Annotated in this window: 29 protein-coding genes and 2 pseudogenes; 29 read left to right on the forward strand and 2 right to left on the reverse strand. The window is 57.3% G+C overall.

From position 1 onward, the window contains the following. Positions 1 to 57: 57 nt before the first annotated feature. Positions 58 to 2,505, reverse strand: a pseudogene (gene glgX / locus BAD_RS01670) (glycogen debranching protein GlgX). A gap of 299 nt (positions 2,506 to 2,804) precedes the next feature. Between glgX and BAD_RS01675 the strand changes: the two are divergent. The 3 genes and pseudogenes from BAD_RS01675 to BAD_RS01680 all read left to right on the forward strand — a co-directional run bounded on the left by BAD_RS01675 (position 2,805) and on the right by BAD_RS01680 (position 4,583). After that, on the forward strand, positions 2,805 to 3,809 hold the full coding sequence (locus tag BAD_RS01675; RefSeq protein ID WP_011742817.1) for a zinc-dependent alcohol dehydrogenase family protein: 1,005 nt from the start codon (positions 2,805 to 2,807) through the stop codon (positions 3,807 to 3,809). 1 nt (position 3,810) lies between these two features. Next, positions 3,811 to 4,023 (forward strand): annotated as a pseudogene (locus BAD_RS08765) (cytochrome C biogenesis protein CcdA); the annotation flags it as partial. A gap of 158 nt (positions 4,024 to 4,181) precedes the next feature. Continuing rightward, the gene (locus BAD_RS01680; protein WP_003807935.1) at positions 4,182 to 4,583 is read left to right on the forward strand and encodes a VOC family protein; all 402 of its coding nucleotides are present in this window, start codon (positions 4,182 to 4,184) and stop codon (positions 4,581 to 4,583) included. A 161-nt stretch (positions 4,584 to 4,744) separates the two neighbouring features. On the opposite strand, the gene BAD_RS01685 is transcribed toward BAD_RS01680, so the two are convergent. Further along, positions 4,745 to 5,875 carry an ROK family transcriptional regulator gene (locus BAD_RS01685; protein ID WP_011742819.1) on the reverse strand — a complete coding sequence of 377 codons (1,131 nt, stop codon included), beginning with the start codon at positions 5,873 to 5,875 and terminating at the stop codon, positions 4,745 to 4,747. Between the two features lie 218 nt (positions 5,876 to 6,093). Between BAD_RS01685 and BAD_RS01690 the strand changes: the two genes are divergently transcribed. From BAD_RS01690 to secY, 26 genes are all read left to right on the forward strand, one after another. Continuing rightward, positions 6,094 to 7,362, forward strand: coding sequence for an MFS transporter (locus tag BAD_RS01690; RefSeq protein WP_041777244.1), 1,269 nt, complete (start codon positions 6,094 to 6,096; stop codon positions 7,360 to 7,362). A gap of 72 nt (positions 7,363 to 7,434) precedes the next feature. After that, on the forward strand, positions 7,435 to 8,475 hold the full coding sequence (locus BAD_RS01695; protein WP_003807942.1) for an NAD(P)-dependent alcohol dehydrogenase: 1,041 nt from the start codon (positions 7,435 to 7,437) through the stop codon (positions 8,473 to 8,475). Positions 8,476 to 8,514: 39 nt separating this feature from the next. Then, positions 8,515 to 9,486, forward strand: coding sequence for a helix-turn-helix domain-containing protein (locus BAD_RS01700; protein WP_011742822.1), 972 nt, complete (start codon positions 8,515 to 8,517; stop codon positions 9,484 to 9,486). Positions 9,487 to 9,839: 353 nt separating this feature from the next. Beyond that, positions 9,840 to 12,572, forward strand: coding sequence for a bifunctional acetaldehyde-CoA/alcohol dehydrogenase (gene adhE / locus BAD_RS01705; protein WP_011742823.1), 2,733 nt, complete (start codon positions 9,840 to 9,842; stop codon positions 12,570 to 12,572). A 459-nt stretch (positions 12,573 to 13,031) separates the two neighbouring features. Next, positions 13,032 to 13,340 carry a 30S ribosomal protein S10 gene (gene rpsJ, locus BAD_RS01710; protein WP_011742824.1) on the forward strand — a complete coding sequence of 103 codons (309 nt, stop codon included), beginning with the start codon at positions 13,032 to 13,034 and terminating at the stop codon, positions 13,338 to 13,340. Positions 13,341 to 13,357: 17 nt separating this feature from the next. Continuing rightward, positions 13,358 to 13,999: a 50S ribosomal protein L3 gene (gene rplC / locus BAD_RS01715; protein ID WP_003808016.1), complete on the forward strand. Its 642-nt coding sequence runs from the start codon at positions 13,358 to 13,360 to the stop codon at positions 13,997 to 13,999. Positions 14,000 to 14,005: 6 nt separating this feature from the next. After that, positions 14,006 to 14,671, forward strand: coding sequence for a 50S ribosomal protein L4 (gene rplD / locus BAD_RS01720; protein ID WP_003808018.1), 666 nt, complete (start codon positions 14,006 to 14,008; stop codon positions 14,669 to 14,671). Positions 14,672 to 14,676: 5 nt separating this feature from the next. Further along, complete coding sequence (rplW, locus tag BAD_RS01725; protein WP_003808021.1) at positions 14,677 to 14,973, forward strand: 50S ribosomal protein L23; 297 nt, start codon at positions 14,677 to 14,679, stop codon at positions 14,971 to 14,973. 36 nt (positions 14,974 to 15,009) lie between these two features. Beyond that, entirely contained in the window at positions 15,010 to 15,840 is an 831-nt protein-coding gene (rplB, locus tag BAD_RS01730; protein ID WP_003808023.1) for a 50S ribosomal protein L2, read from the forward strand. A 15-nt stretch (positions 15,841 to 15,855) separates the two neighbouring features. After that, a complete protein-coding gene (rpsS, locus tag BAD_RS01735; protein WP_003808025.1) occupies positions 15,856 to 16,134 on the forward strand; it encodes a 30S ribosomal protein S19 in 279 nt (92 codons plus the stop codon). Positions 16,135 to 16,150: 16 nt separating this feature from the next. Then, positions 16,151 to 16,510 carry a 50S ribosomal protein L22 gene (gene rplV / locus BAD_RS01740; RefSeq protein ID WP_003808026.1) on the forward strand — a complete coding sequence of 120 codons (360 nt, stop codon included), beginning with the start codon at positions 16,151 to 16,153 and terminating at the stop codon, positions 16,508 to 16,510. Positions 16,511 to 16,512: 2 nt separating this feature from the next. Next, complete coding sequence (gene rpsC, locus BAD_RS01745) at positions 16,513 to 17,316, forward strand: 30S ribosomal protein S3 (RefSeq protein WP_011742826.1); 804 nt, start codon at positions 16,513 to 16,515, stop codon at positions 17,314 to 17,316. Between the two features lie 7 nt (positions 17,317 to 17,323). Then, positions 17,324 to 17,743 (forward strand): 50S ribosomal protein L16, encoded by a 420-nt coding sequence (gene rplP, locus BAD_RS01750; protein ID WP_003835996.1) that lies wholly within the window; start codon positions 17,324 to 17,326, stop codon positions 17,741 to 17,743. After that, a complete protein-coding gene (rpmC, locus tag BAD_RS01755; protein ID WP_003808034.1) occupies positions 17,743 to 18,000 on the forward strand; it encodes a 50S ribosomal protein L29 in 258 nt (85 codons plus the stop codon). Before rplP ends, rpmC begins: the two co-directional genes overlap by 1 nt. Continuing rightward, positions 18,000 to 18,260, forward strand: coding sequence for a 30S ribosomal protein S17 (gene rpsQ / locus BAD_RS01760; RefSeq protein ID WP_003808036.1), 261 nt, complete (start codon positions 18,000 to 18,002; stop codon positions 18,258 to 18,260). The genes rpmC and rpsQ overlap by 1 nt, the downstream gene beginning before the upstream one ends. 91 nt (positions 18,261 to 18,351) lie before the next feature. Next, positions 18,352 to 18,720 (forward strand): 50S ribosomal protein L14, encoded by a 369-nt coding sequence (gene rplN, locus BAD_RS01765; RefSeq protein WP_003808038.1) that lies wholly within the window; start codon positions 18,352 to 18,354, stop codon positions 18,718 to 18,720. A 1-nt stretch (position 18,721) separates the two neighbouring features. Further along, positions 18,722 to 19,057, forward strand: a complete 336-nt coding sequence (gene rplX, locus BAD_RS01770) for a 50S ribosomal protein L24 (RefSeq protein WP_003808040.1) — start codon at positions 18,722 to 18,724, stop codon at positions 19,055 to 19,057. Next, positions 19,054 to 19,626 carry a 50S ribosomal protein L5 gene (gene rplE, locus BAD_RS01775; RefSeq protein WP_003808042.1) on the forward strand — a complete coding sequence of 191 codons (573 nt, stop codon included), beginning with the start codon at positions 19,054 to 19,056 and terminating at the stop codon, positions 19,624 to 19,626. Before rplX ends, rplE begins: the two co-directional genes overlap by 4 nt. A 1-nt stretch (position 19,627) precedes the next feature. Continuing rightward, positions 19,628 to 19,813: a type Z 30S ribosomal protein S14 gene (locus tag BAD_RS01780; protein WP_003808046.1), complete on the forward strand. Its 186-nt coding sequence runs from the start codon at positions 19,628 to 19,630 to the stop codon at positions 19,811 to 19,813. Positions 19,814 to 19,897: 84 nt separating this feature from the next. Next, a complete protein-coding gene (gene rpsH, locus BAD_RS01785; RefSeq protein ID WP_003808048.1) occupies positions 19,898 to 20,296 on the forward strand; it encodes a 30S ribosomal protein S8 in 399 nt (132 codons plus the stop codon). Between the two features lie 17 nt (positions 20,297 to 20,313). Next, complete coding sequence (gene rplF, locus BAD_RS01790; RefSeq protein ID WP_003808049.1) at positions 20,314 to 20,853, forward strand: 50S ribosomal protein L6; 540 nt, start codon at positions 20,314 to 20,316, stop codon at positions 20,851 to 20,853. After that, positions 20,853 to 21,224 (forward strand): 50S ribosomal protein L18, encoded by a 372-nt coding sequence (gene rplR, locus BAD_RS01795; RefSeq protein ID WP_003808051.1) that lies wholly within the window; start codon positions 20,853 to 20,855, stop codon positions 21,222 to 21,224. Before rplF ends, rplR begins: the two co-directional genes overlap by 1 nt. Next, positions 21,221 to 21,946: a 30S ribosomal protein S5 gene (gene rpsE, locus BAD_RS01800; RefSeq protein ID WP_003808052.1), complete on the forward strand. Its 726-nt coding sequence runs from the start codon at positions 21,221 to 21,223 to the stop codon at positions 21,944 to 21,946. Before rplR ends, rpsE begins: the two co-directional genes overlap by 4 nt. Further along, the gene (gene rpmD / locus BAD_RS01805; protein ID WP_011742827.1) at positions 21,943 to 22,128 is read left to right on the forward strand and encodes a 50S ribosomal protein L30; all 186 of its coding nucleotides are present in this window, start codon (positions 21,943 to 21,945) and stop codon (positions 22,126 to 22,128) included. Before rpsE ends, rpmD begins: the two co-directional genes overlap by 4 nt. A gap of 2 nt (positions 22,129 to 22,130) precedes the next feature. Then, positions 22,131 to 22,577: a 50S ribosomal protein L15 gene (gene rplO, locus BAD_RS01810; protein ID WP_003808057.1), complete on the forward strand. Its 447-nt coding sequence runs from the start codon at positions 22,131 to 22,133 to the stop codon at positions 22,575 to 22,577. Between the two features lie 228 nt (positions 22,578 to 22,805). Continuing rightward, a complete protein-coding gene (gene secY, locus BAD_RS01815; protein ID WP_003808061.1) occupies positions 22,806 to 24,143 on the forward strand; it encodes a preprotein translocase subunit SecY in 1,338 nt (445 codons plus the stop codon). Positions 24,144 to 24,221 lie beyond the last annotated feature (78 nt).

The raw sequence follows: 24,221 nt of genomic DNA on the forward strand, positions 1-24,221 counted from the left end.
ATTCGTTTTCCGAGGGGTTTCTTGGTATTCGAACGATTCAGGCAGAGCTTGATGGAATCAGGCGGTCGGCATCTGCCTCATCGCACTGATGCTCAACGCCGGGAGCGTCCACAATGTCGGATCGTCTTCCGACAATCCATCGTCGGCAGATTGCAGATTTGCTTCATTGTCTTGCATCTGCCAGTACATCATATTGATGCGGTGCAGATGATTGCGCAGTCTACCTGCCGGCTTGTTTTCCGACTCTGCGTCGAATTCTGATACCCGTTCGATGGACGTTCCCAAACCGGGATATTCGCCGACGATCTCTGATGAAGACCAGACCATCTCCCATTCAATGCCTTTCGGAAGATGGAAACGTGTGACTTCGTCGGAACCGTTGATCAGAATTAGCAGGCTAGGCTCGTCGGGGGAGAGCAGCTGCATGGCGAACGAGCGTACGGCAGGATTCGTCCAATCCGAATCGTCCGGCATCTGCCCGTTCGGAAGATACCAATGCACGCGATCGGATTTCTTCAGCAAACCGATTTTGCTCAGGCGCGTGAAGAAATCCTCATGACTGTACAAATCGTGGGATTTCCGCAACGTGATTAAACGTGACGTTAGATTGAATTGCTTCAATTCCGGCGTTTGCTCGGTGCTGTATAGCCAATCCCAATCAAGCCATGTAATGTCATTGTCTTGCGTGTAGGCGTTGTTGTTGCCGTTTTGCGAATTGCCGAATTCGTCGCCGGCGAGCAGCATTGGCGTACCCAACGACAGTAAGAGCGTGCCCAGCAGGTTCATGGTGGCACGCTGGCGCTGCTGCACGATGATTTGGTCGCTGCTGGGGCCCTCATGCCCGAAATTGATGGAATGGTTGTCGTTTGTTCCGTCGTGGTTGTTTTCGCCGTTAGCTTCGTTGTGTTTGCTCTTGTACATGGTCAGGTCGGCGGTGGTGAAGCCGTCGTGGCAGGCCACATAGTTCACGGAGGCGGTCGAACCGCGGCCGGGGTCGGTGGCGAACAGGTCGGAAGATCCGCATAGGCGTGTGGCCATGTCTTGCATGGTCATTTCGCCGTATTCGCCGCTGCGTGTGCGATCCACGTCGGTCAGCCAGAATTTGCGCGTGCAATCGCGGAAACGGTCGTTCCATTCCGCGAAAGGAATGCCGAATTCGCCGGTGCGCCAGCCGTTCGGGCCGCAATCCCATGGTTCCATGATCATTTTGAGATTGCCGAGCAGTATGTCGGAGCGCAAAGCGTACAGGAATGGATGGTAGCGGGTGAATTCACCGTCGAGACGTGCCAGCGTCGCCGCAAGATCGAATCGGAATCCGTCGATACCAATGCGTTTGGCCCAATAGCGCAACGAATCCACGGCGAACGTGGTGACGTGCGTGTTGGTGAAATCAAGCGTGTTGCCGCAACCGGTGGTGTCGTACAGGCGGCTGATCTTGTCTTTGGTGCGTCGGTAGTACGAGAGATTGTCAAGGCCTCGCCAGCAAATGGTCGGGCCTTCGGGACCTGATTCGCAGGTGTGGTTGTAAACCACATCCATAATCACTTCAAAGCCGGCCTCGTGCAATGCGCGCACCATGTTGATGACTTCTTGCCGTACTGCGGCCGCTCCTGCCTCTTGCGAGCGTTTGGTGGCATATGAGGATTCGGGGGCGAAATATCCGAGCGTGGAGTATCCCCAGTAGTTGGTGCGTCCTCGTTCCTGCAGGAAGAGTTCCGATTGTTTGGCTTGGATCGGCAGCAGTTCGATGGAGGTGACGCCCAGATCCTGCAGGTATGAGAGCGTGGCCGGGTGTGCGAGGCCCGCGTAGGTGCCGCGAAGTTCTTTGGGCAGCCATGGCGCGTTGGCGGTGAAGCCTTTGACATGCAGCTCGTAGATAACCGTTTTGCTCCACGGAACGTGTGGATGCGAGGGTTCTCCTGCGTGTTTGTCGATGGCGCGGTCGTCTATGGCTACGGAAACGGGCATGCGCCCTACCGAGTCGATGGTGCTCATCGGTCCGAAGGGGGAGCCCTTGACCTTGCCGTTGACGATTTCGCATTCGTAGGCGAATGCGCCTGGATCGAGTTTCATCGATCCTTCGATGCCTTTGGCGTATGGGTCAAGCAGCAGCTTGTAGGGGTTGAAACTCACGCCATGATCGGGATCCTATGGGCCGTTGACGCGGTATCCGTATTGCATGCCGTCCCATGCTTGCGGCACGTGCACGTACCACAGTCCGTAGTTGGGACCGTCCATGCGGAACAGTGTTTCGCGAAGATTGAGCGAGGGAATGCGTCTGGTGCAGATGCGCTGTTTTTTGGCCTGATCGATGAACGTGAGTCCGGGTTCGTTGAACAGCCGTGCGGCGTCGGCATAGAAGGCGCTCGGTTGGTCAAGTGGTTCAAGTACGCAAAACCACACTTGGTCTGCTGTTTCTGAGCGGACAACGGCGTCCGCGCCACCATCGTCGGTGAAATAGAGACCTGGGCGGGTTGCGTAGCGGTGCAAAGGTGGGTTCTTCATAACCTCATTCTAAACACTTTGAAATTATCTGTTGACTTGCTATGTCGGGACCATCTCTGCCAATGTCAGATCGATGGTTGCTGCGCTGCCGGTGAGATGCCGTTCTGGCTGTTTTCGATGATGATGTGCATGTTGTGATGATGATTTTTTAAAAAACAAAACGTTGATTTTCTGCGGCACACGCTTTGCAAACAACTTTATGAAAAGAGATTTGCAAAAGAATTTAAGAAAGTGTATAGTTTTCAATCATCAGGCAGAACGATCTGCCGGAACTTCTTTTATAGTGGAAAGGACATATCATGAAAGCTCTTGTACTGACCGGTGTCAAGGAATTTGAAATCCAGAACATGCCAACACCGCAGATCGAACCCAATGAAGTGCTGATCAACACCGCATATGCAGGCGTGTGCGGCACGGATCATGACCTGTATGACGGTCGCCCCGGATCGGCCGCTGCGGTGCCGCCGATCGTGCTTGGCCACGAGAATTCTGGCATCGTTGCTGCAGTCGGCGCTGACGTCACCAATGTCAATCCGGGAGACCGTGTCGCCGTCGACCCGAACATCTACTGCGGCCAGTGCGAATTCTGCCTGACGCAACGTCCTGAACTCTGCGACCATCTTAGTGCGGTCGGAGTGACCCGCAACGGCGGTCTGGCGGAACAATTCACCGCCCCCGCAAGTGTGGTCTATAAGCTACCAGATAACGTTTCCCTGCGTGACGCCGCTGCCGTCGAGCCGGTCTCATGCGCGGTGCATGGTCTCGATCTGCTGGAACTTCGCCCGTATCAGAAGGCGTTGGTTATCGGCGACGGTTTCATGGGGCAGGTCTTCGCCCAGCTTCTGCAGGCGTATGGCGTGCATCAGGTGGATCTTGCCGGCATTTTCGATGAAAAGTTGCAGCGCAACAAGGAGCAGTTCGGCGTCACCGAAACGTACAACACCACCCGCGAACAGATTCCGGAAGATTCCTACGATGTAATCATCGAAGCCGTCGGTCTTCCTGCGACCCAAGCTCAGGCCGTAGCCGCCGCCAAGAAGGGCGCGCAGGTGCTGATGTTCGGCGTCGGCCCGCAGGAGGCGCATTTCGAAATGAATACGTACGACATTTACAAGAAGCAGCTGACCATCCAAGGCTCCTTCATCAACCCGCTCACCTTCCGCGATGCCATCTCGCTGGTCTCCTCCGGCAAAATGAACATCGGAGGCCTGATCAGCCACGAGCTTGAACTCGAGCAGGTGCAAGACTTCCTCGACGGCAAGATCACTGGCGTTTCCAAGGCTGTCGTCAAGATTGGTGCCTGACATGATCCGCGTGCTTGAGCGTTTGGGTGTTCCGCGAACGCTGATGCTGGGGTTCCTTGCCGTCGTCATTTTCATGACCGGCGATGGCTTCGAGCTTACCTTCCTCTCCAAATTCATGGTGGATTAAGGATTCAGCTCCTCCCAAGCGTCGCTGCTAATCACGGTGTATGGCTTGTTCGCGGCGTTTGGCGGCTGGTCCGCAGGCGTGCTTGCTTTTGTGCTGACGTTGTTTATTCGTCCCGAACAGCTTGGAATTAGCGAAAAAGTATCACGACATGACGGCAAATGCACAGCCGACATCGCCGCATAGCGCATATCCTAATCACAAAAGGGGAAAATCAATCGTATTCATCGTTATCAGGAGGTAATTTTATGGCGAAAGCAATGTCTGAATTCACTACCGATCTGCAGCATTCCGGCATGCCGGCGAAGGATCTCGACGAAACCATCGAATTCTATACGAAGAAGCTTGGTTTCGAACTGGCCGGACTGTTTCATAACGGCGAAAATCGTTGTGCATTCCTGCGTTACGGCCATCTGACCATCGAAACGTGGGAGGGCGATCCGGCTCCGCTGACCACTGGTGCCATCAACCATTGGGCATTCGACACTCCCGACATCGAAGCTGCATTCGAAAACGCGAAGGAACTCGGGCTGAATTTCAAAGATAACGAAATCCAGCATATCGACAGCTTCTGGGAGCATGGCATCCGCTACTTCAACGTATACGGACCGAACGGCGAAACCATTGAATTCTGTCAGATTGTCAAATAACTATCGTTAGATGATTGCCGTCAAATAATCGTTGAAAACAAATACAACAGGCGAAACAGACGGAAGCAAACAAAGAAGCGTGCGCTGAACCTTATATACGGGTTCGGAACACGCTTCTTTTTGTTATGCAATCGATGCGATTAATATGTGCGCAAAAGCGGTCACATATCGCATAGTTCGCGTACGTACGGCTCCACAAAACGCAGGGCCGCGCCGATAATGTCTTGATGGTCGAGCGCCATTCCCTTGCGCAGGGTGAAATCCGTGGTGCCGAATGGCGTATGTTCCACCACGCGTTCGCGTAGTCCGGCCATATCGTCATCATCGAGATATTGTGCTGCCTCACCGCTGATGATCACGTCACCGGCCAGTACCGAGCGAATATTCGTTACCGCCAGCGCCACATAATCCAGCCATTGCGAGAATCGTTTGCGATGCTCCTGCTCGCCTTGTTCCAACACCGAGAAGAAGCCGGGCAGGCTTTCGCCGTCTTCCATCAGCGTTTCCGGCGAGCAATACGTATCCATGCAGCCCTGTTGTCCGCAGTAGCAGGTGTTGCCTCCTGGAATCAGCGTCATATGTTCGATTGAGCCATTGCATTGGTTTGGCCCTTGGTAAAGCGATCCGTCTACGATGACCGCGCCTCCGGGGCGTCGCTCGAGGTAGATGCAGACGGCATCCTTCAGATTGTGGTCGAACCAGAGTTCCGCCATGGCAGAAGCGTCGGAATCGTGAATCATCAGCGACGGATAGTTGAGGCCGTGGCTGAGTTCGCTGAGTTTCAGGCCGGTGTTGTTCATGATTTTGCCGAAGGTGATCGACTGCCCGTCTGCCGATACGATGCCTTGCATGCAGAAGGCCACGCCTAGCACCGTGCTGCCTTGTTTCGCCAGTTCCTGCGCGAAACCGTTGATGATGTCGTTCATGCGCTGGTAGTAGGCGTCGTTGTTGCGATAGGGGAGTGTGCGCTGTCTGGTGGCCACGGATTTGCCGTTCAGATCAATGGCGATGGCCGTGATTCGTGTGGTTTGGATTCGCACGCCGATAGCCACGCTGGAGTGTGCCGCGAATTCGTAGATTTGCGCTTTGCGTCCACCGGTGGATTTCTGCATCTCGCCTTTGACGATGAGCCCGTCGGCCTCCATGGCGCGCAGATTCTGCGTGATGGTTGGCAGGCTGAGCCCTAATTCGTGTTCGAACATCTGCTTGGTGGCTGAACCTTGGGTGTAGATGAACGTGGTCATGGCCTTGAAATTGGCTTCTTTGACTGATAGGGCGGATTGGGCTTTCACTGGTTGATCCTTCCTGCGCAACTTCTTTTCCAAGACTACTTCATAAAAGTCCTTTCCTTATGTCTCGTGTTGGTCTGAGATATCAGGTATTGCAAAAAAGTATCAAAAACAGCTGTGCATAAAGGATTTTCTGCCACTTTTCTGCGTCGAAAATATATTTATCAACAAAAAAAGTTGAGACGGTGACAACGACGTTCTACCAAGAAAAGAGACATGTTATGAAGATAGGTCTGCCGCGCACGCTATTGGCCGGCTTGGTCGCCATAGCGGTGTTCATGACCGGCGATGGCTTTGAATTGACTTTTTTGTCCAAATACATCGTGGACCAGGGATTCAGCTCTTCGCAATCGTCGCTGATGTTCACCATGTACGGGCTGGTGGCTGCGCTTGCCGGCTGGGCGTCCGGTGTGCTAGCTGAAATGTTCGGTGCCAAACGCATCATGCTTATCGGCGCGAGCGCCTGGGTCGTTTTGCACCTGCTGTTCGTTGGTGTGGCGTTGCCGAGCGGCGTCTATCCGCTGATGTTAGGCGTGTATGCGTTGCGGGGTGTTGGCTACCCGCTGTTCATCTACTCGTTCGTGGTGTTGATGGCGCAAACCATCGATCCTGCCAAGCTCGCGTCGGCCATGGGGTGGTTTTGGGCCGCCTACTCGTTCGGCATCGGCGTGTTTGGCGCATATTTGCCGAGTTTCACCATTCCGATGGTGGGCGAGTACTATTCGCTGTGGCTTTCGTTGCCGTTTTCTATAGCTGGACTGCTGATTTGCCTGCTGATGGTGCCGAAAAGCAAGGGTTCTGGCAACTCTTCCATGAGCAATGCAGACAAGCTGCGCGAGCTTAGTCGAGGAGTCACCATTCTGGTGCATAATCGCCAAATCGCTTTGGCTGCGGTGGTGCGTGTGATCTGCAATCTGACGTTGTATGGCTTTCCCGTCATCATGCCACTCTACTTGGCCACTACCAACAATGGCGGCGGTGCTTGGTTTAAGGTTTCGCAATGGAGCCAGATTTGGGGATTCCAGTTTGTGGTCACCATTTTCGGCAATGTGTTCTGGGGTCGTATGGGCGATTCGCATGGTTGGATGCGGCAAATGCGCTGGTTTGGCTGCTGGTTCTGTGTGATCGGCACGCTGGGCATGTATTACATTCCGCAGTTTTTCGGGGCGAATATGGTGCTTATGTGTGCTGATGCGGTTGTTCTTGGATTGGGAATTTCCGCTTTCGTTCCTATGGGAGCCGTGTTTCCCGCGTTGGCGTTGGAACATAAGGGTGCTGCGATTTCCGCGCATAATTTCGCTTCCGGCCTGGCTACGTTTTTCGGTCCGCTGATTGCGACGGTGCTGGTTTCCACTATCGGATTCGGCGGCGTGTGCTGGACGTATGCGATCTGCTATGCGATCGGATCGTTGGTCACGTTCGGCATTCATCCTCATCAACCCGGATTTGACGATCGCGGCCATCGCATTGCCGCGATCGAGCGTAACTAATCGCAATTGAATATCAATTGCTCGATCATCATTTTTCTCAAAAAACATCATTATCCACAAAGGAGAATAATCATGAAGGCAGTCGTTCTCGAAGAGCAGGGCGTCATCAATGTGCGTGAGGTGCCTGACGTCCCCGCACCTGGTCTAGGCGAGCTGAAGATCGCGCCGCATACCGTTGGTGTGTGCGGTTCCGACCTGCACTATTACACTCATGGTCGCGTGGGCAAATATGTGGTGGAGCAGCCGATGATTCTCGGTCATGAGGCTTCCGGCACGGTGGTTGAGGTCGGTCCTGGCGTCGAAGGCTTCAAAGTGGGCGATCGTGTGGCCATGGAGCCCGGCATTCCGGATATGAGTTCGCGTGCCAGCAAACTGGGCATGTATAACGTCGATCCTGCGGTGCGTTTCTTTGCCACTCCGCCGATTGATGGCTGCCTGTGCGAAACGGTGAACCATCCTGCGGCGTTCACCTACAAGCTGCCCGACAATGTGAGCTTCGGTGAGGGTGCGCTGCTTGAACCGTTGGCTGTGGGCATGTGGTCCGCCACCAAGGCTCGTATCAAGCCGGGCGATGTCTGCGTGGTCACCGGATCGGGTACGGTCGGCATGCTGACCGCGTCGTGCGCGTTGGCAGGTGGCGCTTCCAAGGTGCTGATTTCTGATGTGTCGGCAATCAAATTGGCGATTGCGGCTCAGATTCCAGGTATTATTCCGGTGGATCTCACCAAAGAGGATCTGGTGGAGCGCGTCCGTGAGGAAACGGGGGGTTGGGGTGCTGATGTGGCTTTCGAGTGCTCGGGCTCGCCGAAGTCATACGAGACATTCTGGAAGCTGATTGCTCCCGGTGGCGCTGCCGTTATCGTTGGCATTCCGGTCAGTCCGGTGGCTATCGACATTACGGAACTGCAGGCTACCGAGGTGCGCATCGAAAATATCTTCCGTTATGCCAATGTGTATCAGAAGGCCATCGACCTCGTGGCTAACGGTAAACTGAATCTGAAGCCATTCATCACCGACACCTATGCGATGGAGGATGCCAAGGCGGCGTTTGATCGCATGGCCGAGGGGCGTCCTGGAGATATTAAGCTGCAGATTACCGTGAATAACGACTGACGTTACGCACGTTACGGAACGACGAAAGGGGTCTAGGCCATGGGTGCTGTTGTACAAGTCAACGATAATCGGCATGGGAAGACGGCTTTGGCTCAGACCTCTTTTGGTGGATTCGTGCCGAAAGGTGGAAGTTCGAACGATTCCGGCGTATTGGAGATCATTGTGCCGGACGCGCAGGCTTCGGTGCGTTGGGTGAAGCATGGCTACCCAAGCTCGTTGGCGAAATGGCATCATCATCCTCATATTGAAATTCATCTGATTCGGGAAGGTACCGGATTGATGATGGCGGGCAATGCCGTTGTTCCGTATGAGGCCGGGCAGGTTGCGCTGATTGGTTCGAATCTTCCGCATAATTGGGTGTCCGACATCGCTCCGGGGGAGCGGCTTCGTCAGCGTGATGTGGTGTGCCATGTGCGTCCGGAAACCATACGTCTGCTGATGTCTGGATTTCCGGAAACGTCTGGTTTTGCAATGGTGTTGAGGCGTGCGGGGCAGGCGTTGGTGCTGAGCGGTGAATCCGCTCGTCAGGCCGGTTCGATTCTGGAAAGCATGGAGGAACATAGTCTTGCTTGCCGTGTTAGTGATCTGATTCGTGTGTTGGATGTGTTCGCGCATGCCTCAGCAGATGAATCCTATACAGTGGTTGCGTCCGGATACGATCCGGCTGTATGCAGTGGTGCGGAAAGTGTGGTCAACGATGCCATTGAGTACATTTCCTCGCATCTGAGCGGTGAAATTAGCCTGGATTTGGCCGCTCGTCAGGCTGGAATGAGTGTGTCGGCTTTCTCTCGTCTGTTCAAAAGGGCCGCAGGAATAAGGTTTTCGGATTTTGTTCGACGATTGCGTATCGGGCATGCGTGCAGATTGCTGACGACCACGAATCAAAGCGTCGCGTCGATTCGTCGTGCTTGCGGATATGGAAACGCTTCGAATTTCAATCGTCGTTTCTTTGAAGAAACAGGCGAAACTCCTACTGGCTGGCGGAAAAAATACATTGGACGGACAAGATAAGTAAATAAACTTTGTAAAAGTTTGATATGATTGATATCATATAGAAAATACTTTTATAAAAGATGAGGAGGTGAGACTTGAGAAAGTGTGTGTGATTTATGATAAAAAGCAACAAAAACGCTCAAAATGATGTTTTTAAAGCTTTTTCTCTTCACAAAAGAACGCAATCTAAACATTAAATGAACAGAATATAATATTTCTCTTGCGACACGACGCAGTGGAAAATCATATTGCATACTCACTAAAGTGTGTCCTAGGTCACAAAAGACCAGCAACGCGTCCATCCGCTTCGAGGCGGGTGGAATAACGGGAAACTACTTTGCAAACCCCCAAAGAATCGAGGAGGACTTCAAGTGGCAGACGCAAAGAAGAAGGAAGAGCCGACCAAGCCGACTCCGGAAGAGAAGCTCGCCGCAGCCGAGGCTGAGGTCGACGCTCTGGTCAAGAAGGGCCTGAAGGCTCTTGATGAATTCGAGAAGCTCGATCAGAAGCAGGTTGACCACATCGTGGCCAAGGCTTCCGTCGCAGCCCTGAACAAGCACTTGGTGCTCGCCAAGATGGCCGTCGAGGAGACCCACCGTGGTCTGGTCGAAGACAAGGCCACCAAGAACATCTTCGCCTGCGAGCATGTCACCAACTACCTGGCTGGTCAGAAGACCGTCGGCATCATCCGCGAGGACGACGTGCTGGGCATCGACGAAATCGCCGAGCCGGTTGGCGTCGTCGCTGGCGTGACCCCGGTCACCAACCCGACCTCCACCGCCATCTTCAAGTCGCTGATCGCACTGAAGACCCGCTGCCCGATCATCTTCGGCTTCCACCCGGGCGCACAGAACTGCTCCGTCGCGGCCGCCAAGATCGTTCGCGATGCCGCTATCGCAGCAGGCGCTCCTGAGAACTGTATTCAGTGGATCGAGCATCCGTCCATCGAGGCCACTGGCGCCCTGATGAAGCATGATGGTGTCGCCACCATCCTCGCCACCGGTGGTCCGGGCATGGTCAAGGCCGCATACTCCTCCGGCAAGCCGGCCCTGGGCGTCGGCGCGGGCAATGCTCCGGCATACGTTGACAAGAACGTCGACGTCGTGCGTGCAGCCAACGATCTGATTCTTTCCAAGCACTTCGATTACGGCATGATCTGCGCTACCGAGCAGGCCATCATCGCCGACAAGGACATCTACGCTCCGCTCGTTAAGGAACTCAAGCGTCGCAAGGCCTATTTCGTGAACGCTGACGAGAAGGCCAAGCTCGAGCAGTACATGTTCGGCTGCACCGCTTACTCCGGACAGACCCCGAAGCTCAACTCCGTGGTGCCGGGCAAGTCCCCGCAGTACATCGCCAAGGCCGCCGGCTTCGAGATTCCGGAAGACGCCACCATCCTTGCCGCTGAGTGCAAGGAAGTCGGCGAGAACGAGCCGCTGACCATGGAGAAGCTTGCTCCGGTCCAGGCCGTGCTGAAGTCCGACAACAAGGAACAGGCCTTCGAGATGTGCGAAGCCATGCTGAAGCATGGCGCCGGCCACACCGCCGCCATCCACACCAACGACCGTGACCTGGTCCGCGAGTACGGCCAGCGCATGCACGCCTGCCGTATCATCTGGAACTCCCCGAGCTCCCTCGGCGGCGTGGGCGACATCTACAACGCCATCGCTCCGTCCCTGACCCTGGGCTGCGGCTCCTACGGCGGCAACTCCGTGTCCGGCAACGTCCAGGCAGTCAACCTCATCAACATCAAGCGCATCGCTCGGAGGAACAACAACATGCAGTGGTTCAAGATTCCGGCCAAGACCTACTTCGAGCCGAACGCCATCAAGTACCTGCGCGACATGTACGGCATCGAAAAGGCCGTCATCGTGTGCGATAAGGTCATGGAGCAGCTCGGCATCGTTGACAAGATCATCGATCAGCTGCGTGCACGTTCCAACCGCGTGACCTTCCGTATCATCGATTATGTCGAGCCGGAGCCGAGCGTGGAGACCGTCGAACGTGGCGCCGCCATGATGCGCGAGGAGTTCGAGCCGGATACCATCATCGCCGTCGGCGGTGGTTCCCCGATGGATGCGTCCAAGATTATGTGGCTGCTGTACGAGCACCCGGAAATCTCCTTCTCCGATGTGCGTGAGAAGTTCTTCGATATCCGTAAGCGCGCGTTCAAGATTCCGCCGCTGGGCAAGAAGGCCAAGCTGGTCTGCATTCCGACTTCTTCCGGCACCGGTTCCGAAGTCACGCCGTTCGCTGTGATTACCGACCACAAGACCGGCTATAAGTACCCGATCACCGATTACGCGCTGACCCCGTCCGTCGCTATCGTCGATCCGGTGCTGGCACGTACTCAGCCGCGCAAGCTGGCTTCCGATGCTGGTTTCGATGCTCTGACCCACGCTTTTGAGGCTTATGTGTCCGTGTATGCCAACGACTTCACCGATGGTATGGCATTGCACGCTGCCAAGCTGGTTTGGGACAACCTCGCTGAGTCCGTCAATGGCGAGCCGGGTGAGGAGAAGACCCGTGCCCAGGAGAAGATGCATAATGCCGCCACCATGGCCGGCATGGCTTTCGGCTCCGCCTTCCTCGGCATGTGCCACGGCATGGCCCACACCATTGGTGCACTGTGCCACGTTGCCCACGGTCGTACCAACTCCATCCTCCTGCCGTACGTGATCCGTTACAACGGTTCCGTCCCGGAGGAGCCGACCAGCTGGCCGAAGTACAACAAGTACATCGCTCCGGAACGCTACCAGGAGATCGCCAAGAACCTTGGCGTGAACCCGGGCAAGACTCCGGAAGAGGGCGTCGAGAACCTGGCCAAGGCTGTTGAGGATTACCGTGACAACAAGCTCGGTATGAACAAGAGCTTCCAGGAGTGCGGTGTGGATGAGGACTACTATTGGTCCATCATCGACCAGATCGGCATGCGCGCCTACGAAGACCAGTGCGCACCGGCGAACCCGCGTATCCCGCAGATCGAGGATATGAAGGATATCGCCATTGCCGCCTACTACGGCGTCAGCCAGGCGGAAGGCCACAAGCTGCGCGTCCAGCGTCAGGGCGAAGCCGCTACGGAGGAAGCTTCCGAGCGCGCCTGATCGCAATATCGCAACGTAACTCCTTATATAAAAGATGTGAAGTGAAGCGTATATAAGAAGTCGTGCAAAAGGAGCCTGATGGGAAACCATCAGGCTCCTTTTTTATAGTGAGGGGGAAGTGGACCGTCGCCGTTACCTTCCGCGTTCTTCATCGAAAGAAGACGCGTGATTGTGTTGGCGCGACACCGCGAAAAACGTTGGAAAAACCGCGACACGCGCGAATTCCATATGTTCACCCCTGATGCTTAGATAAAGAAGTTGCCTGATTTTAGGGCTCGCAAATTGTAATTCAAAAAGCGAGCGTGGCACAGCGGCTCACTCCGGTGAGAAGCTGCATGGCTGCGCACTGATGTGGTATGGCCACGGAACTTCCACGGTTCCGGGGGTCTTCTGCGCCGGTGCCCTTGGAAGCAGGCTGGTAAACAGTAAATAACGAATCGCTAGAAAGGGCGGAAGGCAATGGCGGGACAGAAAATCCGCATCAGGCTTAAGTCCTATGACCATGAGGTCATCGACCAATCGGCGAAGAAGATCGTCGAAACGGTGACGAACGCGGGCGCAACTGTGGTTGGCCCGGTTCCGCTCCCGACCGAGAAGAACGTGTTGGTCGTTATCCGTTCTCCTCACAAGTACAAGGATTCTCGCGAGCATTTCGAGATGCGCACTCATAAGCGTCTCATCGACATTGTGGACCCGACCCCGAAGGCCGTGGACTCCCTCATGCATATTGATCTGCCCGCAGACGTGAACATCGAGATCAAGCTGTAAGGGAGGAGGGAACCATTATGTCTAATCGCACTGCACTGCTGGGCAAGAAGCTCGGTATGTCTCAGGTCTGGGACGAGAACGGTTTCTTCGTTCCTGTGACCCTCGTTGACGTGTCCACCAACGTGGTGACCGCTGTCAAGTCCGAAGAGTCCGACGGCTACAAGGCTGTTCAGCTTGGCTACGGCCAGGTTGACCCGACCAAGGTGACCAAGCCGCTCGCCGGCCACTTCGCCAAGGCTGGCGTCACCCCGCGTCGTCACCTCGCTGAGGTCCGCACCGATAACGCCGAAGAGTTCGAGCCGGGTCAGGAGCTGACCGCTGAGCTGTTCCCGGAAGGCACCCTGGTCGACGTGACCGGTACCACCAAGGGCAAGGGCTTCGCAGGCACCATCAAGCGTTGGGGCTTCAAGTCCTATCGTCGTACCCACGGCTCTCACAAGAACGAGCGTCGTCCTGGCTCTGTTGGCGCATGCGCCACCCCGAGCCGCATCCTCAAGGGCAAGCGCATGGCTGGCCGCATGGGTCATGTGACCAACACCGCGCTGAACCTCACCATCGTTTCGTCGGATGTTGAGAACGGCGTGCTGGCTATCAAGGGCGCCATTCCGGGCCCGAAGGGCAGCATCGTTCTCGTCCGTTCGGCAGTGAAGGGAGCCTGATAAATCATGGCAAACGTTACTCTGAACGTCACCGATAACCAGGGCAAGGCCACCGGCACCGTCGATGCCCCGGCTGAGATCTTCGGCTTCTCCGCTGAAGAAGTTCAGTCCCGCATCCCGCTGATCCACCAGGTCGTCATCGCCCAGCTCGCCGCTGCTCGCCAGGGCACCCACGCCACCAAGACTCGTGGCATGGTTTCCGGCGGTGGCCGCAAGCCGTGGAAGCAGAAGGGCACCGGTCGTGCTCGTCAGGGCTCCATCCGTGCACCGCAGTGGTACCACGGCGGCACCGTGTTCGGTCCGCAGCCGCGTGACTACTCCCAGCGCACCCCGAAGAAGATGAAGGCCGCTGCTCTGAAGTACGTGCTTTCCGATCGTGCCAATGCCGGTCATGTGGCCGTTGTCGACTTCGGTGTTTCCGAAGCCCCGTCCACCAAGGCCGCCGTTGCCGCTCTTACCCCGGTGACCGAGAACAAGTTCACCACCGTGGTGCTCTCTCGCGAGAATGTGAACGAATGGCTTTCCGTTCGTAACATCCCGACCGTTCACCCGATCTTCGCCGATCAGCTCAACACGTACGATGTGGTCACCGCTCAGTACGTGGTCTTCTCCAAGGAAGGCTTTGATGCTTTCCTCGCTGCGAAGGCTGAGCCGGCTGCAAAGGAGGCCTGATTTTCATGGTCGCTATTCACAAGCCCGCACACGACATCATCCTCAAGCCTGTCGTTTCTGAGAAGAGCTACGCTCTGTCCGATCGCGGTCAGTACACCTTCGTGGTGGCCCCGAACGCGAACAAGGTTCAGATCAAGCAGGCAATCGAAGAGATCTTCAATGTCAAGGTGACGAACGTCAACACCCTCAACCGCGCCGGCAAGCGCCAGCGCACCCGCAACGGTTTCGGCCAGCGCGTCAATCAGAAGCGCGCCATCGTGACCGTCGCCGAGGGCCAGACGATCGACATCTTCGGTAACTGAAGGCTAGCCGAGAAAAGTTAAAGGAAGAACTAGATTATGGCTATCCGCGTTTATAAGCCGACGACTGCAGGCCGCCGTAACGCGTCCGTCTCGGACTTCTCCGAGCTTACGCGCTCCACGCCTGAGAAGTCGCTGGTTCGCAAGCTCAGCAAGACTGGCGGTCGTAACTCCTACGGCCGTATGACCTCCCGTCATCGCGGCGGCGGTCACAAGCGCCAGTACCGTCTCATCGACTTCAAGCGTTGGGACAAGGACGGCGTGCCGGCCAAGGTCGCTCACATCGAGTACGACCCGAACCGTTCCGCCCGCATCGCACTGCTGCACTACGCAGACGGTGAGAAGCGTTACATCATCGCTCCGGAAGGCATCAAGCAGGGCGACGTCATCGAGACCGGCGCTCAGGCTGATATCAAGCCGGGCAACAACCTGCCGCTGCGCAACATCCCGACCGGTACCGTGGTGCACGCGATTGAGCTCCGCCCGCTGGGTGGCGCCAAGATCGCCCGCTCCGCCGGTGCTGCCGTGCAGCTCGTCGCCAAGGATGGCGCCTACGCTCAGCTGCGTATGCCGTCCGGCGAAATCCGCAACGTGGACGCTCGCTGCCGCGCGACCGTTGGTGAGGTCGGTAATTCCGATCACGCCAACATCCAGCTTGGCAAGGCAGGCCGCGCTCGTTGGATGGGCAAGCGCCCGATCACCCGTGGTGAGTCCATGAACCCTGTCGATCACCCGCACGGCGGTCGTACCCGCGGTGGCAAGCCGCCGGTTTCTCCGTGGGGCAAGGGCGAGGTTCGTACCCGCCGTCCGAAGAAGGCTTCGAACAAGATGATTGTTCGTCGTCGCCCGAATGGTAAGAACCGTAAGTAAGGGAGTGTCGAGTAGATGACTCGTAGCATCAAGAAGGGCCCCTTCGTCGACGCCCACCTGCAGAAGAAAGTCGACGAGCAGAACGAGAAGGGTACGCACAACGTCATCAAGACGTGGTCCCGTCGTTCGATGATTACCCCTGATTTCATCGGACACACCTTCGCCGTTCATGATGGCCGCAAGCATGTTCCGGTGTTCGTCACCGAATCCATGGTTGGCCACAAGCTCGGTGAGTTCGCCCCGACCAAGACCTTCAAGGGTCATGTGAAGGACGACAAGAAGGCACGCCGCTAAAGGAGAGTAAGGACACATGGAAGCTAAAGCAATCGCTCGTCACGTCCGCGTGACGCCGCGCAAGGCTCGCCGTATGGTCGACCTCATCCGAGGCAAGAAGGCGACCGAAGCCATCACCATTCTGAAGTTCGCTCCGCAGGACGCATCCCTCCCGGTGCGTAAGGTCCTGGAGAGCGCCATCGCGAACGCTCGTGTGAAGGCCGACAAGGCCGGCGAGCCGTTCCGCGAGAACGACCTGGTCGTGAAGGAGACCTATGTGGACGAAGGCGTGACGCTCAAGCGTTTCCGCGCCCGTGCACAGGGCCGTGCCGCTCGTATCAACAAGCGCACCAGCCACATCACGGTCGTCGTCGCTAACAAGGAAGGAAACCGCTAAAGATGGGTCAGAAGATCAATCCGTTTGGCTACCGCCTGGGAATCACTGAGAACCATCGTTCCAAGTGGTTCTCCGATTCCAACAAGGTTGGCGAACGCTACCGCGACTTCGTTCTCGAAGATGACGCCATCCGCAAGGCCATGAGCAAGGACCTCGAGCGTGCGGGCGTGTCCCGTATCGTCATCGAGCGTACCCGCGACCGCGTGCGTGTGGACATCCACACCGCTCGTCCGGGTATCGTCATCGGCCGTCGTGGCGCTGAGGCTGAGCGCGTTCGCGCCAAGCTCGAGAAGCTCACCGGCAAGCAGGTCCAGCTCAACATCTTCGAAGTGAAGAACGCCGCACTGGACGCCCAGCTCGTCGCACAGGGCATCGCTGAGCAGCTCACCAACCGCGTGACCTTCCGTCGCGCGATGCGTAAGGCCCAGCAGGATGCCATGCGTGCAGGCGCCAAGGGTATCCGTATCAAGCTCTCCGGCCGCCTTGGTGGCGCCGAAATGAGCCGTTCCGAGTTCTATCGCGAGGGTTGCGTTCCGCTGCAGACCCTGCGTGCCCTCATTGATTACGGCTTCTTCGAGGCCAAGACCACTTACGGCCGTATCGGCGTGAAGGTCTGGATCTACAAGGGTGATATGACCGAGCGTGAGTTCGAAGAGCAGCAGGCACAGCAGAGCAACAACCGCCAGGGTCGTCGCGGCGATCGTCGTCCGCGTCGCGGCCAGCGCAACGCTGCTCCGCAGCAGAACGCAGCAGCAGAGGCTCCGGCCGCTGCTGAGGCACCTGCCGCAACGGAAACGAAGGAGTGAGCTGAGAATGCTTATCCCAAAGAGAACCAAGTATCGTAAGCAGCACCGTCCGGTCCGCCGTGGCATGTCCAAGGGCGGCAACGAGATCGCTTTCGGCGATTTCGGTATCCAGGCTCTGGCTCCGGCTTATGTGACCAACCGCCAGATCGAGGCCGCTCGTATCGCCATGACCCGCTACATCAAGCGTGGTGGCCGCGTGTGGATCACGATCTTCCCGGATCGTCCGCTGACCAAGAAGCCGCTCGGCACCCGAATGGGTTCCGGTAAGGGTACTCCGGAATTCTGGATCGCCAACGTCCACCCGGGTCGCGTTATGTTCGAGATCGGTGGCGTGTCCGAGGATGTCGCTCGTGAGGCTCTGCGCCGCGCAATCGACAAACTCCCCATGAAGTGCCGTGTTATTGCTCGTGAAGGCGGTGACATCTGATGGCAGTCGGAACTGCAGACTACACCATGAAGAATCTCAACGAGAAGACCAACGAGGAGATCGAGGGCTTCCTCAAGAAGTCCAAGGAAGAGCTGTTCAACCTGCGCTTCCAGTCCGCGACCGGTCAGCTCGAAAACACCGCCCGCCTCAAGGCGGTCAAGCACGACATCGCCAGGATGTACACCATCCTGCGCGAGCGTGAGCTCGGCATCAGCCAGGCCCCCGAGGCGACCGAAACGAAAGCTGAGGAGAAGTAATGGCTGAAGAGCGTAACTTCCGCAAGGTTCGTCGCGGTTACGTCGTGTCCGATAAGATGGACAAGACGATTTCCGTCGAGCTCGAGCAGCGTTCGACCCACCCGCTTTACGGCAAGGTTGTGCGCTCCACTCGTACGGTCAAGGTCCATGATGAACACAACGAGGCTCACATTGGCGACCTCGTGAGTATTATGGAGACTCGGCCCCTGAGCAAGACCAAGCGTTGGCGTCTCGATAGCATTATCGAGCGCGCTAAGTAAATAAGTTCGGCAAGGCTCCGTGAGTCACCCCGCCTGCTTCTAGCAGGCAGGCGGGGTGCTTGGGGAGAACCAGCTCGGCTAAGGAGAATCAATGATTCAGCAGGAAACGCGGCTTCATGTCGCCGACAACACGGGTGCGAAGGAACTCCTCGCCATCCGAGTGCTCGGCGGATCGAAGCGACGCTATGCCGGCATCGGTGACGTGATCGTCGCCTCCGTCAAGGACGCCATCCCTGGCGGGTCGGTCAAGAAGGGCGACGTCGTCAAGGCTGTCGTCGTCCGCACTGTCAAGGAACACCGTCGTGTCGACGGCTCCTACATCAAGTTCGACGAGAACGCCGCCGTCATTCTCGGCTCTGGCCGTGAACCGAAGGGCACTCGTATCTTCGGACCGGTCGGTCGTGAACTGCGCGACAAGCGCTTCATGAAGATCGTGTCCCTCGCCCCGGAGGTGATCTGACATGGCAGCCAAGATTAAGAGCGGCGACCTGGTCAAGGTCATCCGCGGCAAGGATCGCGGCAAGGAAGGCACCGTCAAGCAGGTGCTCAAGGACGATCGTCTGATCGTCGAGGGCGTGCAGATCGTCAAGAAGCACGTCCGCGCCACGCAGCAGGGCCAGCAGGCTGGCATCGTGGCTGTCGAGGCTCCGATTCATCGCTCCAACGTGATGGTCATCGATCCGGAGACCAAGCAGCCCACCCGCGTGCGCATCGTCGAAAAGGAAGAGGCTCGTGACGGCAAGGTGAAGACCGTGCGCGTACGTGTCGCCAAGAAGTCCGGAAAGGAGCTGGCATGACCGATACCACTGTCGAAGCGCCGGCAACTCCGCGCTTGAAGCAGAAGTACAACGAGCAGATCGTGCCGGAGCTGGAGAAGGAATTCCACTACTCCAACCCGATGCAGGTCGCTCGCGTCCAGAAGGTCGTCGTCTCCATGGGCGTTGGTGCCGCGGCTCGCGACTCCAAGCTCATCGAAGGCGCTGTCAAGGACCTCACTCTGATCACCGGCCAGAAGCCGAAGATCACCAAGGCTAAGAAGTCTGTCGCGCAGTTCCACCTGCGTGAGGGCCAGGCCATCGGCGCCTACGTCACCCTGCGTGGCGAGCGCATGTGGGAGTTCCTGGATCGCCTTCTGACCATGGCTCTGCCGCGTATCCGCGATTTCCGCGGCATCAACGGCGACCAGTTCGATGGTCAGGGCAACTACAACTTTGGCCTCACCGAGCAGTCCATGTTCCACGAGATCGATCCGGATTCGATCGATCACCAGCGTGGTATGGACATCACCGTGGTGACCAGCACCAAGGACGACAAGGAAGCTCGCGTGCTCCTGAAGCACCTCGGCTTCCCCTTCAAGGAGAACTGATATGGCAAAAACCGCTCTTAAGAACAAGGCGGCCGCTAAGCCGAAGTTCAAGGTGCGCGCCTATACGCGTTGCCAGGTCTGCGGTCGTCCTCACTCCGTCTACCGCAAGTTCGGCCTCTGCCGCATCTGCCTTCGTGAGAAGGCCCACCGCGGCGAGCTGCCCGGCGTTACGAAGTCCAGTTGGTAAATATCGACGCTGAAGGTCCGCGGCCCGATCGCCTCTAAGGCGTGAGGGCGGCGGAAACCATGGCGAGAAAGGGCGTTAGCCCAAATGACAATGACAGATCCGATCGCAGACATGCTTACGCGTCTGCGTAATGCGAGCGCGGCAAAGCACGAGACCGTGGATATGCCGTACTCCAAGTTCAAGGCGAACATCGCTGAGATTCTGAAGCGTGAAGGCTACATCAAGGACTTCACCGCCAAGGAAGCCAAGGTTGGCCAGACTCTTGAGGTCACCCTCAAGTACGGTCCGAACGGCGAGCGTTCCATCCAGGGCATCAAGCGCATCTCCAAGCCGGGCCTGCGTCGTTACGCAAAGTCCGATGCTCTGCCGATGCCGCTCGGTGGCCTTGGCATCGCAATCATCTCGACTAGCTCGGGACTGCTGACCCAGAAGGAATGCCTCGACCGAGGCATCGGCGGCGAGATCGTCGCTTTCGTTTGGTGAGAAAGGAGAGCTGAAACATGGCATCGCATATTGGTAAGCTCCCCGTCACCATTCCGGCTGGCGTGGAAGTCAAGATCGACGGTCAGTCCTTTACCGCCAAGGGCGCTAAGGGCACTGACTCCTACGAGATTCCTGAAGGCATCACCGCAGTGGTCGAAGGCAACGAAGTTGTCCTCACCCCGGCTGATGACCTGCGTCCGACCCGTGCAAAGCACGGCCTGGCTCGCTCCATCGTGGCGGGCATGGTCAAGGGCGTGCACGAGGGTTATGCCAAGACTCTGGAGATCGTCGGTACCGGTTACCGCGCCCAGATGAAGGGTAAGGGCATTGAGTTCTCCCTCGGCTATTCCCACACCATCACCGTCGAGCCGCCGGCAGGTATCGAATTCGAACTGCCGAACCCGAACCAGGTGATCGTCAAGGGCATCGACAAGCAGGCTGTTGGCCAGTGCGCCGCTAACATTCGTAAGCTTCGTGCTCCGGAACCCTACAAGGGCAAGGGCATCAAGTACGCGGATGAGCACATTCTGCGCAAGGCTGGAAAGGCTGGTAAGTAATGAGCGTCCAGATTCTCGGTAAGGGCAAGAAGGTCGCGCTTAAGCGCCGTCACGCTCGTCTGCGCAAGCACATCAGCGGTACCCCGGAGCTTCCGCGTCTGGTGGTTACCCGTTCCAACCGTCACATGGTTGCCCAGATCATCGATGACACCAAGGGTGTCACCCTGGTGAGCGAATCCACTCTGACCAGCGATTTCGCCGGTTTCGAGGGCACCAAGACCGAAGCCGCCAAGAAGGTCGGCGAACTGATCGCCAAGAAGGCTCAGGACGCTGGCATTACCGCGGTCGTGTTCGATCGTGGCGGCAACAAGTATCATGGCCGCGTCGCAGCTGTCGCTGAAGGCGCCCGCGAGGGAGGTCTGGCACTGTGAGCGACAACGAAAAGGAAACCCAAGTGGCTGAAGAAACTCAGAACACTCAGGCTGCCGCTGAGTCCAACAACGAGGACCGCAAGTCCCGTCGTGGCCAGCGCGGTGAGGGTCGTCGTGGCGAGCGTCGCAACCGTCGTGAGGAATCTCACGAGAACGAGATGCTCGATCGCGTGGTGACCATCAACCGTGTGTCCAAGACCCACAAGGGTGGTCGTACGTTCAGCTTCGCCGCCCTCGTGGTGGTTGGCGACGGCAAGGGCACCGTTGGTGTTGGCTACGGCAAGTCCCGTGAGGTCCCGGCTGCAATCGCCAAGGGCCAGCTGGATGCCAAGAAGCACATGTTCACCGTGCCGCGCATCAAGGGCACCGTCACCCACCCGGTGATCGGCCACGATGCCGCTGGCACCGTGCTGCTGCGCCCGGCTGCTCCGGGTACCGGCGTTATCGCCGGCGGTGCAGTCCGCGCCGTCATGGAATGCGCTGGCATCACCGACGTCCTGACCAAGTCGATGGGCTCCGCCACCGCCGTCAACGTGGTGCGCGCAACCGTCGACGCCCTCAAGAAGCTCGAAGAGCCGGAAGAGATTGCCGCACGTCGTGGCATGTCTCTCGAAGAGGTGGCTCCGGACGCGCTGCTGCGTGCTCGCGCCGAAGGCATCGCCGAGGCCCGCAAGGCTCGTGAAGAGGCTCAGGCCAAGGCTGCTCAGAAGGACGGTGAGTGATGACTAACCTGAACATCAAGCTGCACCACGGTCTGGTGAACTCCACTCCGAAGCAGCGTGCTGCGGCTCAGACTCTGGGCCTGAACAAGATCGGCAAGACCGTGACTCGTGAGGATACTCCGGCCCTTCGTGGCCAGCTGCAGGTCCTCCGTCACCTGATCACCGTCGAGGAGGCTGACTGATTATGGCAGACATTCTGCAGATGCATGACCTGAAGCCGGCTCCGGGTGCCAACAAGGATCGTATCCGCGTTGGCCGTGGTGAAGGCTCCAAGGGTAAGACCTCGGGCCGTGGCGACAAGGGCACCAAGAAGCGCTATCAGGTTCGTCCGGGCTTCGAAGGTGGCCAGCTGCCGCTGTACATGCGCCTTCCGAAGCTGCGTGGCTTCAAGAACCCGTTCAAGAAGGAATACCAGGTCGTCAACGTGGCTGTTCTTGCGGAACTGTTCCCGCAGGGCGGCGAGATCACCGTGGCTGATTTGGTTGCCAAGGGTGCCGTCCGCAACGGCTTCCCGGTCAAGGTCCTGGGCGACGGCGAGGTTTCGGCTGCCTACACTCTCAAGGGTGTCAAGGCTTCCGCTTCCGCCAAGTCCAAGATCGAGGCTGCTGGCGGCTCCATTTCCGAGGATTGATTCCAACGGAATGTAGCTGACTGAAGCTCAGACATGAGGCTTCCCCCGCTTTAGAGCGGGGGAAGCCTCATTCGTTTGCAGTCAAAATGCAATCATGCATGGAAAAACAAAAAACAGACGAATAATGACGAAAACGCCATATCGGTAGACGCCGTACGCTAGACTCGAGCGTTAGAGTCTGTTTTTGCACGTGTGCGCAGGTGCGCACGACGATGGAAGGAACCCCAGGTGAGGACGTTAATCCAGGCCTTGAAGACCAAGGAATTGAGGAATAAAATCCTCTTCACCCTTGGTATCATCATCATTTATCGTATCGGTTCATTCATCCCGACCCCTGGCGTCGATTACACCGTCGTCCAGCAGTGCGTCGGCAAGATGAACAACGCTTCTGAGAACTTTATCGGTCTGGTGAACCTCTTCTCCGGCGGCGCCATGCTGCAGCTGTCGATTTTCGCATTGGGCGTCATGCCGTACATCACCGCATCGATCGTCATCCAGCTGCTGCGTGTGGTCATCCCTCGTTTCGAGGCACTGCACAAGGAAGGCCAGTCCGGCGAAGCCAAGCTGACCCAGTACACCCGTTATCTGACCATCGGCCTTGCCGTGCTGCAGTCCACCACCATTCTGGTGACCGCACGTTCCGGCGCGCTGTTCAACTACCAGTGCTCTCAGGTTGTTCCGGACGGTTCCGTGTGGAACCTTGTGGTCATGGTGCTCATCATGACCGGCGGCACCGGCCTCATCATGTGGATGGCCGAATTGGTTACCGATAAGGGCCTCGGCCAGGGTATGTCCATCCTTATCTTCATGTCCATCTGCTCCGGCTTCCTGCCGCAGCTGTGGGAGATCGGCTGGGGCACCAACGGCACCGATGGCAATTGGGGCAAGTTCGCCGCGGTCGTCGGCACCCTGCTGGTCATCATGATCCTTGTCATCTACGTCGAGCTTGCCCAGCGTCGTATTCCGGTGCAGTACACCCGCCGTATGATCGGCCGCAAGATGTACGGTGGCTCCTCCACCTACCTGCCGCTGAAGATCAACATGAGCGGCGTCATCCCGCCGATCTTCGCATCCTCCATCCTGGCCGTGCCGACGCTGATCGCGCAGTTCGGCAATTCCGACCAGTCCTGGGTCAAGTGGATCAACTCCAACCTGGCCAACACCACATCCGTGTGGTACATCGCACTGTACGCGCTGATGATCGTGTTCTTCTGCTTCTTCTACACGGAGATCACCTTCAACCCGGACGAGACCGCCGACAACATGAAGCAGTACGGCGGCTTCATTCCGGGCATCCGCGCGGGAAGCGCCACCAGCAACTACCTGAGCTACGTGATGAACCGTCTGAACACGGTCGGCGCCGTCTACCTGCTGTTCGTGGCGCTTATCCCGACGGTGCTCATCATGGCGCTGAACCTGAACACCAAGCTGCCGTTCGGCGGAACCACCATCCTGATCATCGCAGGCGTCGGCCTCGACACCCTGCGCCAGGCCAAGGCCCAGACCGAACAGTTCCAGTACGCTGGCTTCCTGTTCGAGGACACCGACCACAAGGAAGGTAAGTAACCACTTGAATCGTGATGTCGTTTCCGTTGATCGGGAGCGGTATCACGATTTTTATGTTAAGTAATCCATCATCCGAAA

The organism is Bifidobacterium adolescentis ATCC 15703 (assembly GCF_000010425.1).
GTDB classification, from domain to species: Bacteria; Actinomycetota; Actinomycetes; order Actinomycetales; family Bifidobacteriaceae; genus Bifidobacterium; species Bifidobacterium adolescentis.

Coding starts and splice junctions, on each gene's coding strand:
- BAD_RS01695 (WP_003807942.1), top strand. CDS start 7,435: ATGAAGGCAGTCGTTCTCGAAGAGCAGGGCGTCATCAATGTGCGTGAG.
- rplD (WP_003808018.1), top strand. CDS start 14,006: ATGGCAAACGTTACTCTGAACGTCACCGATAACCAGGGCAAGGCCACC.
- BAD_RS01700 (WP_011742822.1), top strand. CDS start 8,515: ATGGGTGCTGTTGTACAAGTCAACGATAATCGGCATGGGAAGACGGCT.
- rplW (WP_003808021.1), top strand. CDS start 14,677: ATGGTCGCTATTCACAAGCCCGCACACGACATCATCCTCAAGCCTGTC.
- BAD_RS01680 (WP_003807935.1), top strand. CDS start 4,182: ATGGCGAAAGCAATGTCTGAATTCACTACCGATCTGCAGCATTCCGGC.
- rplN (WP_003808038.1), top strand. CDS start 18,352: ATGATTCAGCAGGAAACGCGGCTTCATGTCGCCGACAACACGGGTGCG.
- rplX (WP_003808040.1), top strand. CDS start 18,722: ATGGCAGCCAAGATTAAGAGCGGCGACCTGGTCAAGGTCATCCGCGGC.
- rpsH (WP_003808048.1), top strand. CDS start 19,898: ATGACAATGACAGATCCGATCGCAGACATGCTTACGCGTCTGCGTAAT.
- rpsJ (WP_011742824.1), top strand. CDS start 13,032: ATGGCGGGACAGAAAATCCGCATCAGGCTTAAGTCCTATGACCATGAG.
- BAD_RS01675 (WP_011742817.1), top strand. CDS start 2,805: ATGAAAGCTCTTGTACTGACCGGTGTCAAGGAATTTGAAATCCAGAAC.
- rplB (WP_003808023.1), top strand. CDS start 15,010: ATGGCTATCCGCGTTTATAAGCCGACGACTGCAGGCCGCCGTAACGCG.
- rplV (WP_003808026.1), top strand. CDS start 16,151: ATGGAAGCTAAAGCAATCGCTCGTCACGTCCGCGTGACGCCGCGCAAG.
- rplO (WP_003808057.1), top strand. CDS start 22,131: ATGGCAGACATTCTGCAGATGCATGACCTGAAGCCGGCTCCGGGTGCC.
- rpsS (WP_003808025.1), top strand. CDS start 15,856: ATGACTCGTAGCATCAAGAAGGGCCCCTTCGTCGACGCCCACCTGCAG.
- BAD_RS01690 (WP_041777244.1), top strand. CDS start 6,094: ATGAAGATAGGTCTGCCGCGCACGCTATTGGCCGGCTTGGTCGCCATA.
- rpmC (WP_003808034.1), top strand. CDS start 17,743: ATGGCAGTCGGAACTGCAGACTACACCATGAAGAATCTCAACGAGAAG.
- rpsC (WP_011742826.1), top strand. CDS start 16,513: ATGGGTCAGAAGATCAATCCGTTTGGCTACCGCCTGGGAATCACTGAG.
- rpsQ (WP_003808036.1), top strand. CDS start 18,000: ATGGCTGAAGAGCGTAACTTCCGCAAGGTTCGTCGCGGTTACGTCGTG.
- rplP (WP_003835996.1), top strand. CDS start 17,324: ATGCTTATCCCAAAGAGAACCAAGTATCGTAAGCAGCACCGTCCGGTC.
- rplE (WP_003808042.1), top strand. CDS start 19,054: ATGACCGATACCACTGTCGAAGCGCCGGCAACTCCGCGCTTGAAGCAG.
- rplC (WP_003808016.1), top strand. CDS start 13,358: ATGTCTAATCGCACTGCACTGCTGGGCAAGAAGCTCGGTATGTCTCAG.
- BAD_RS01780 (WP_003808046.1), top strand. CDS start 19,628: ATGGCAAAAACCGCTCTTAAGAACAAGGCGGCCGCTAAGCCGAAGTTC.
- rplR (WP_003808051.1), top strand. CDS start 20,853: ATGAGCGTCCAGATTCTCGGTAAGGGCAAGAAGGTCGCGCTTAAGCGC.
- rplF (WP_003808049.1), top strand. CDS start 20,314: ATGGCATCGCATATTGGTAAGCTCCCCGTCACCATTCCGGCTGGCGTG.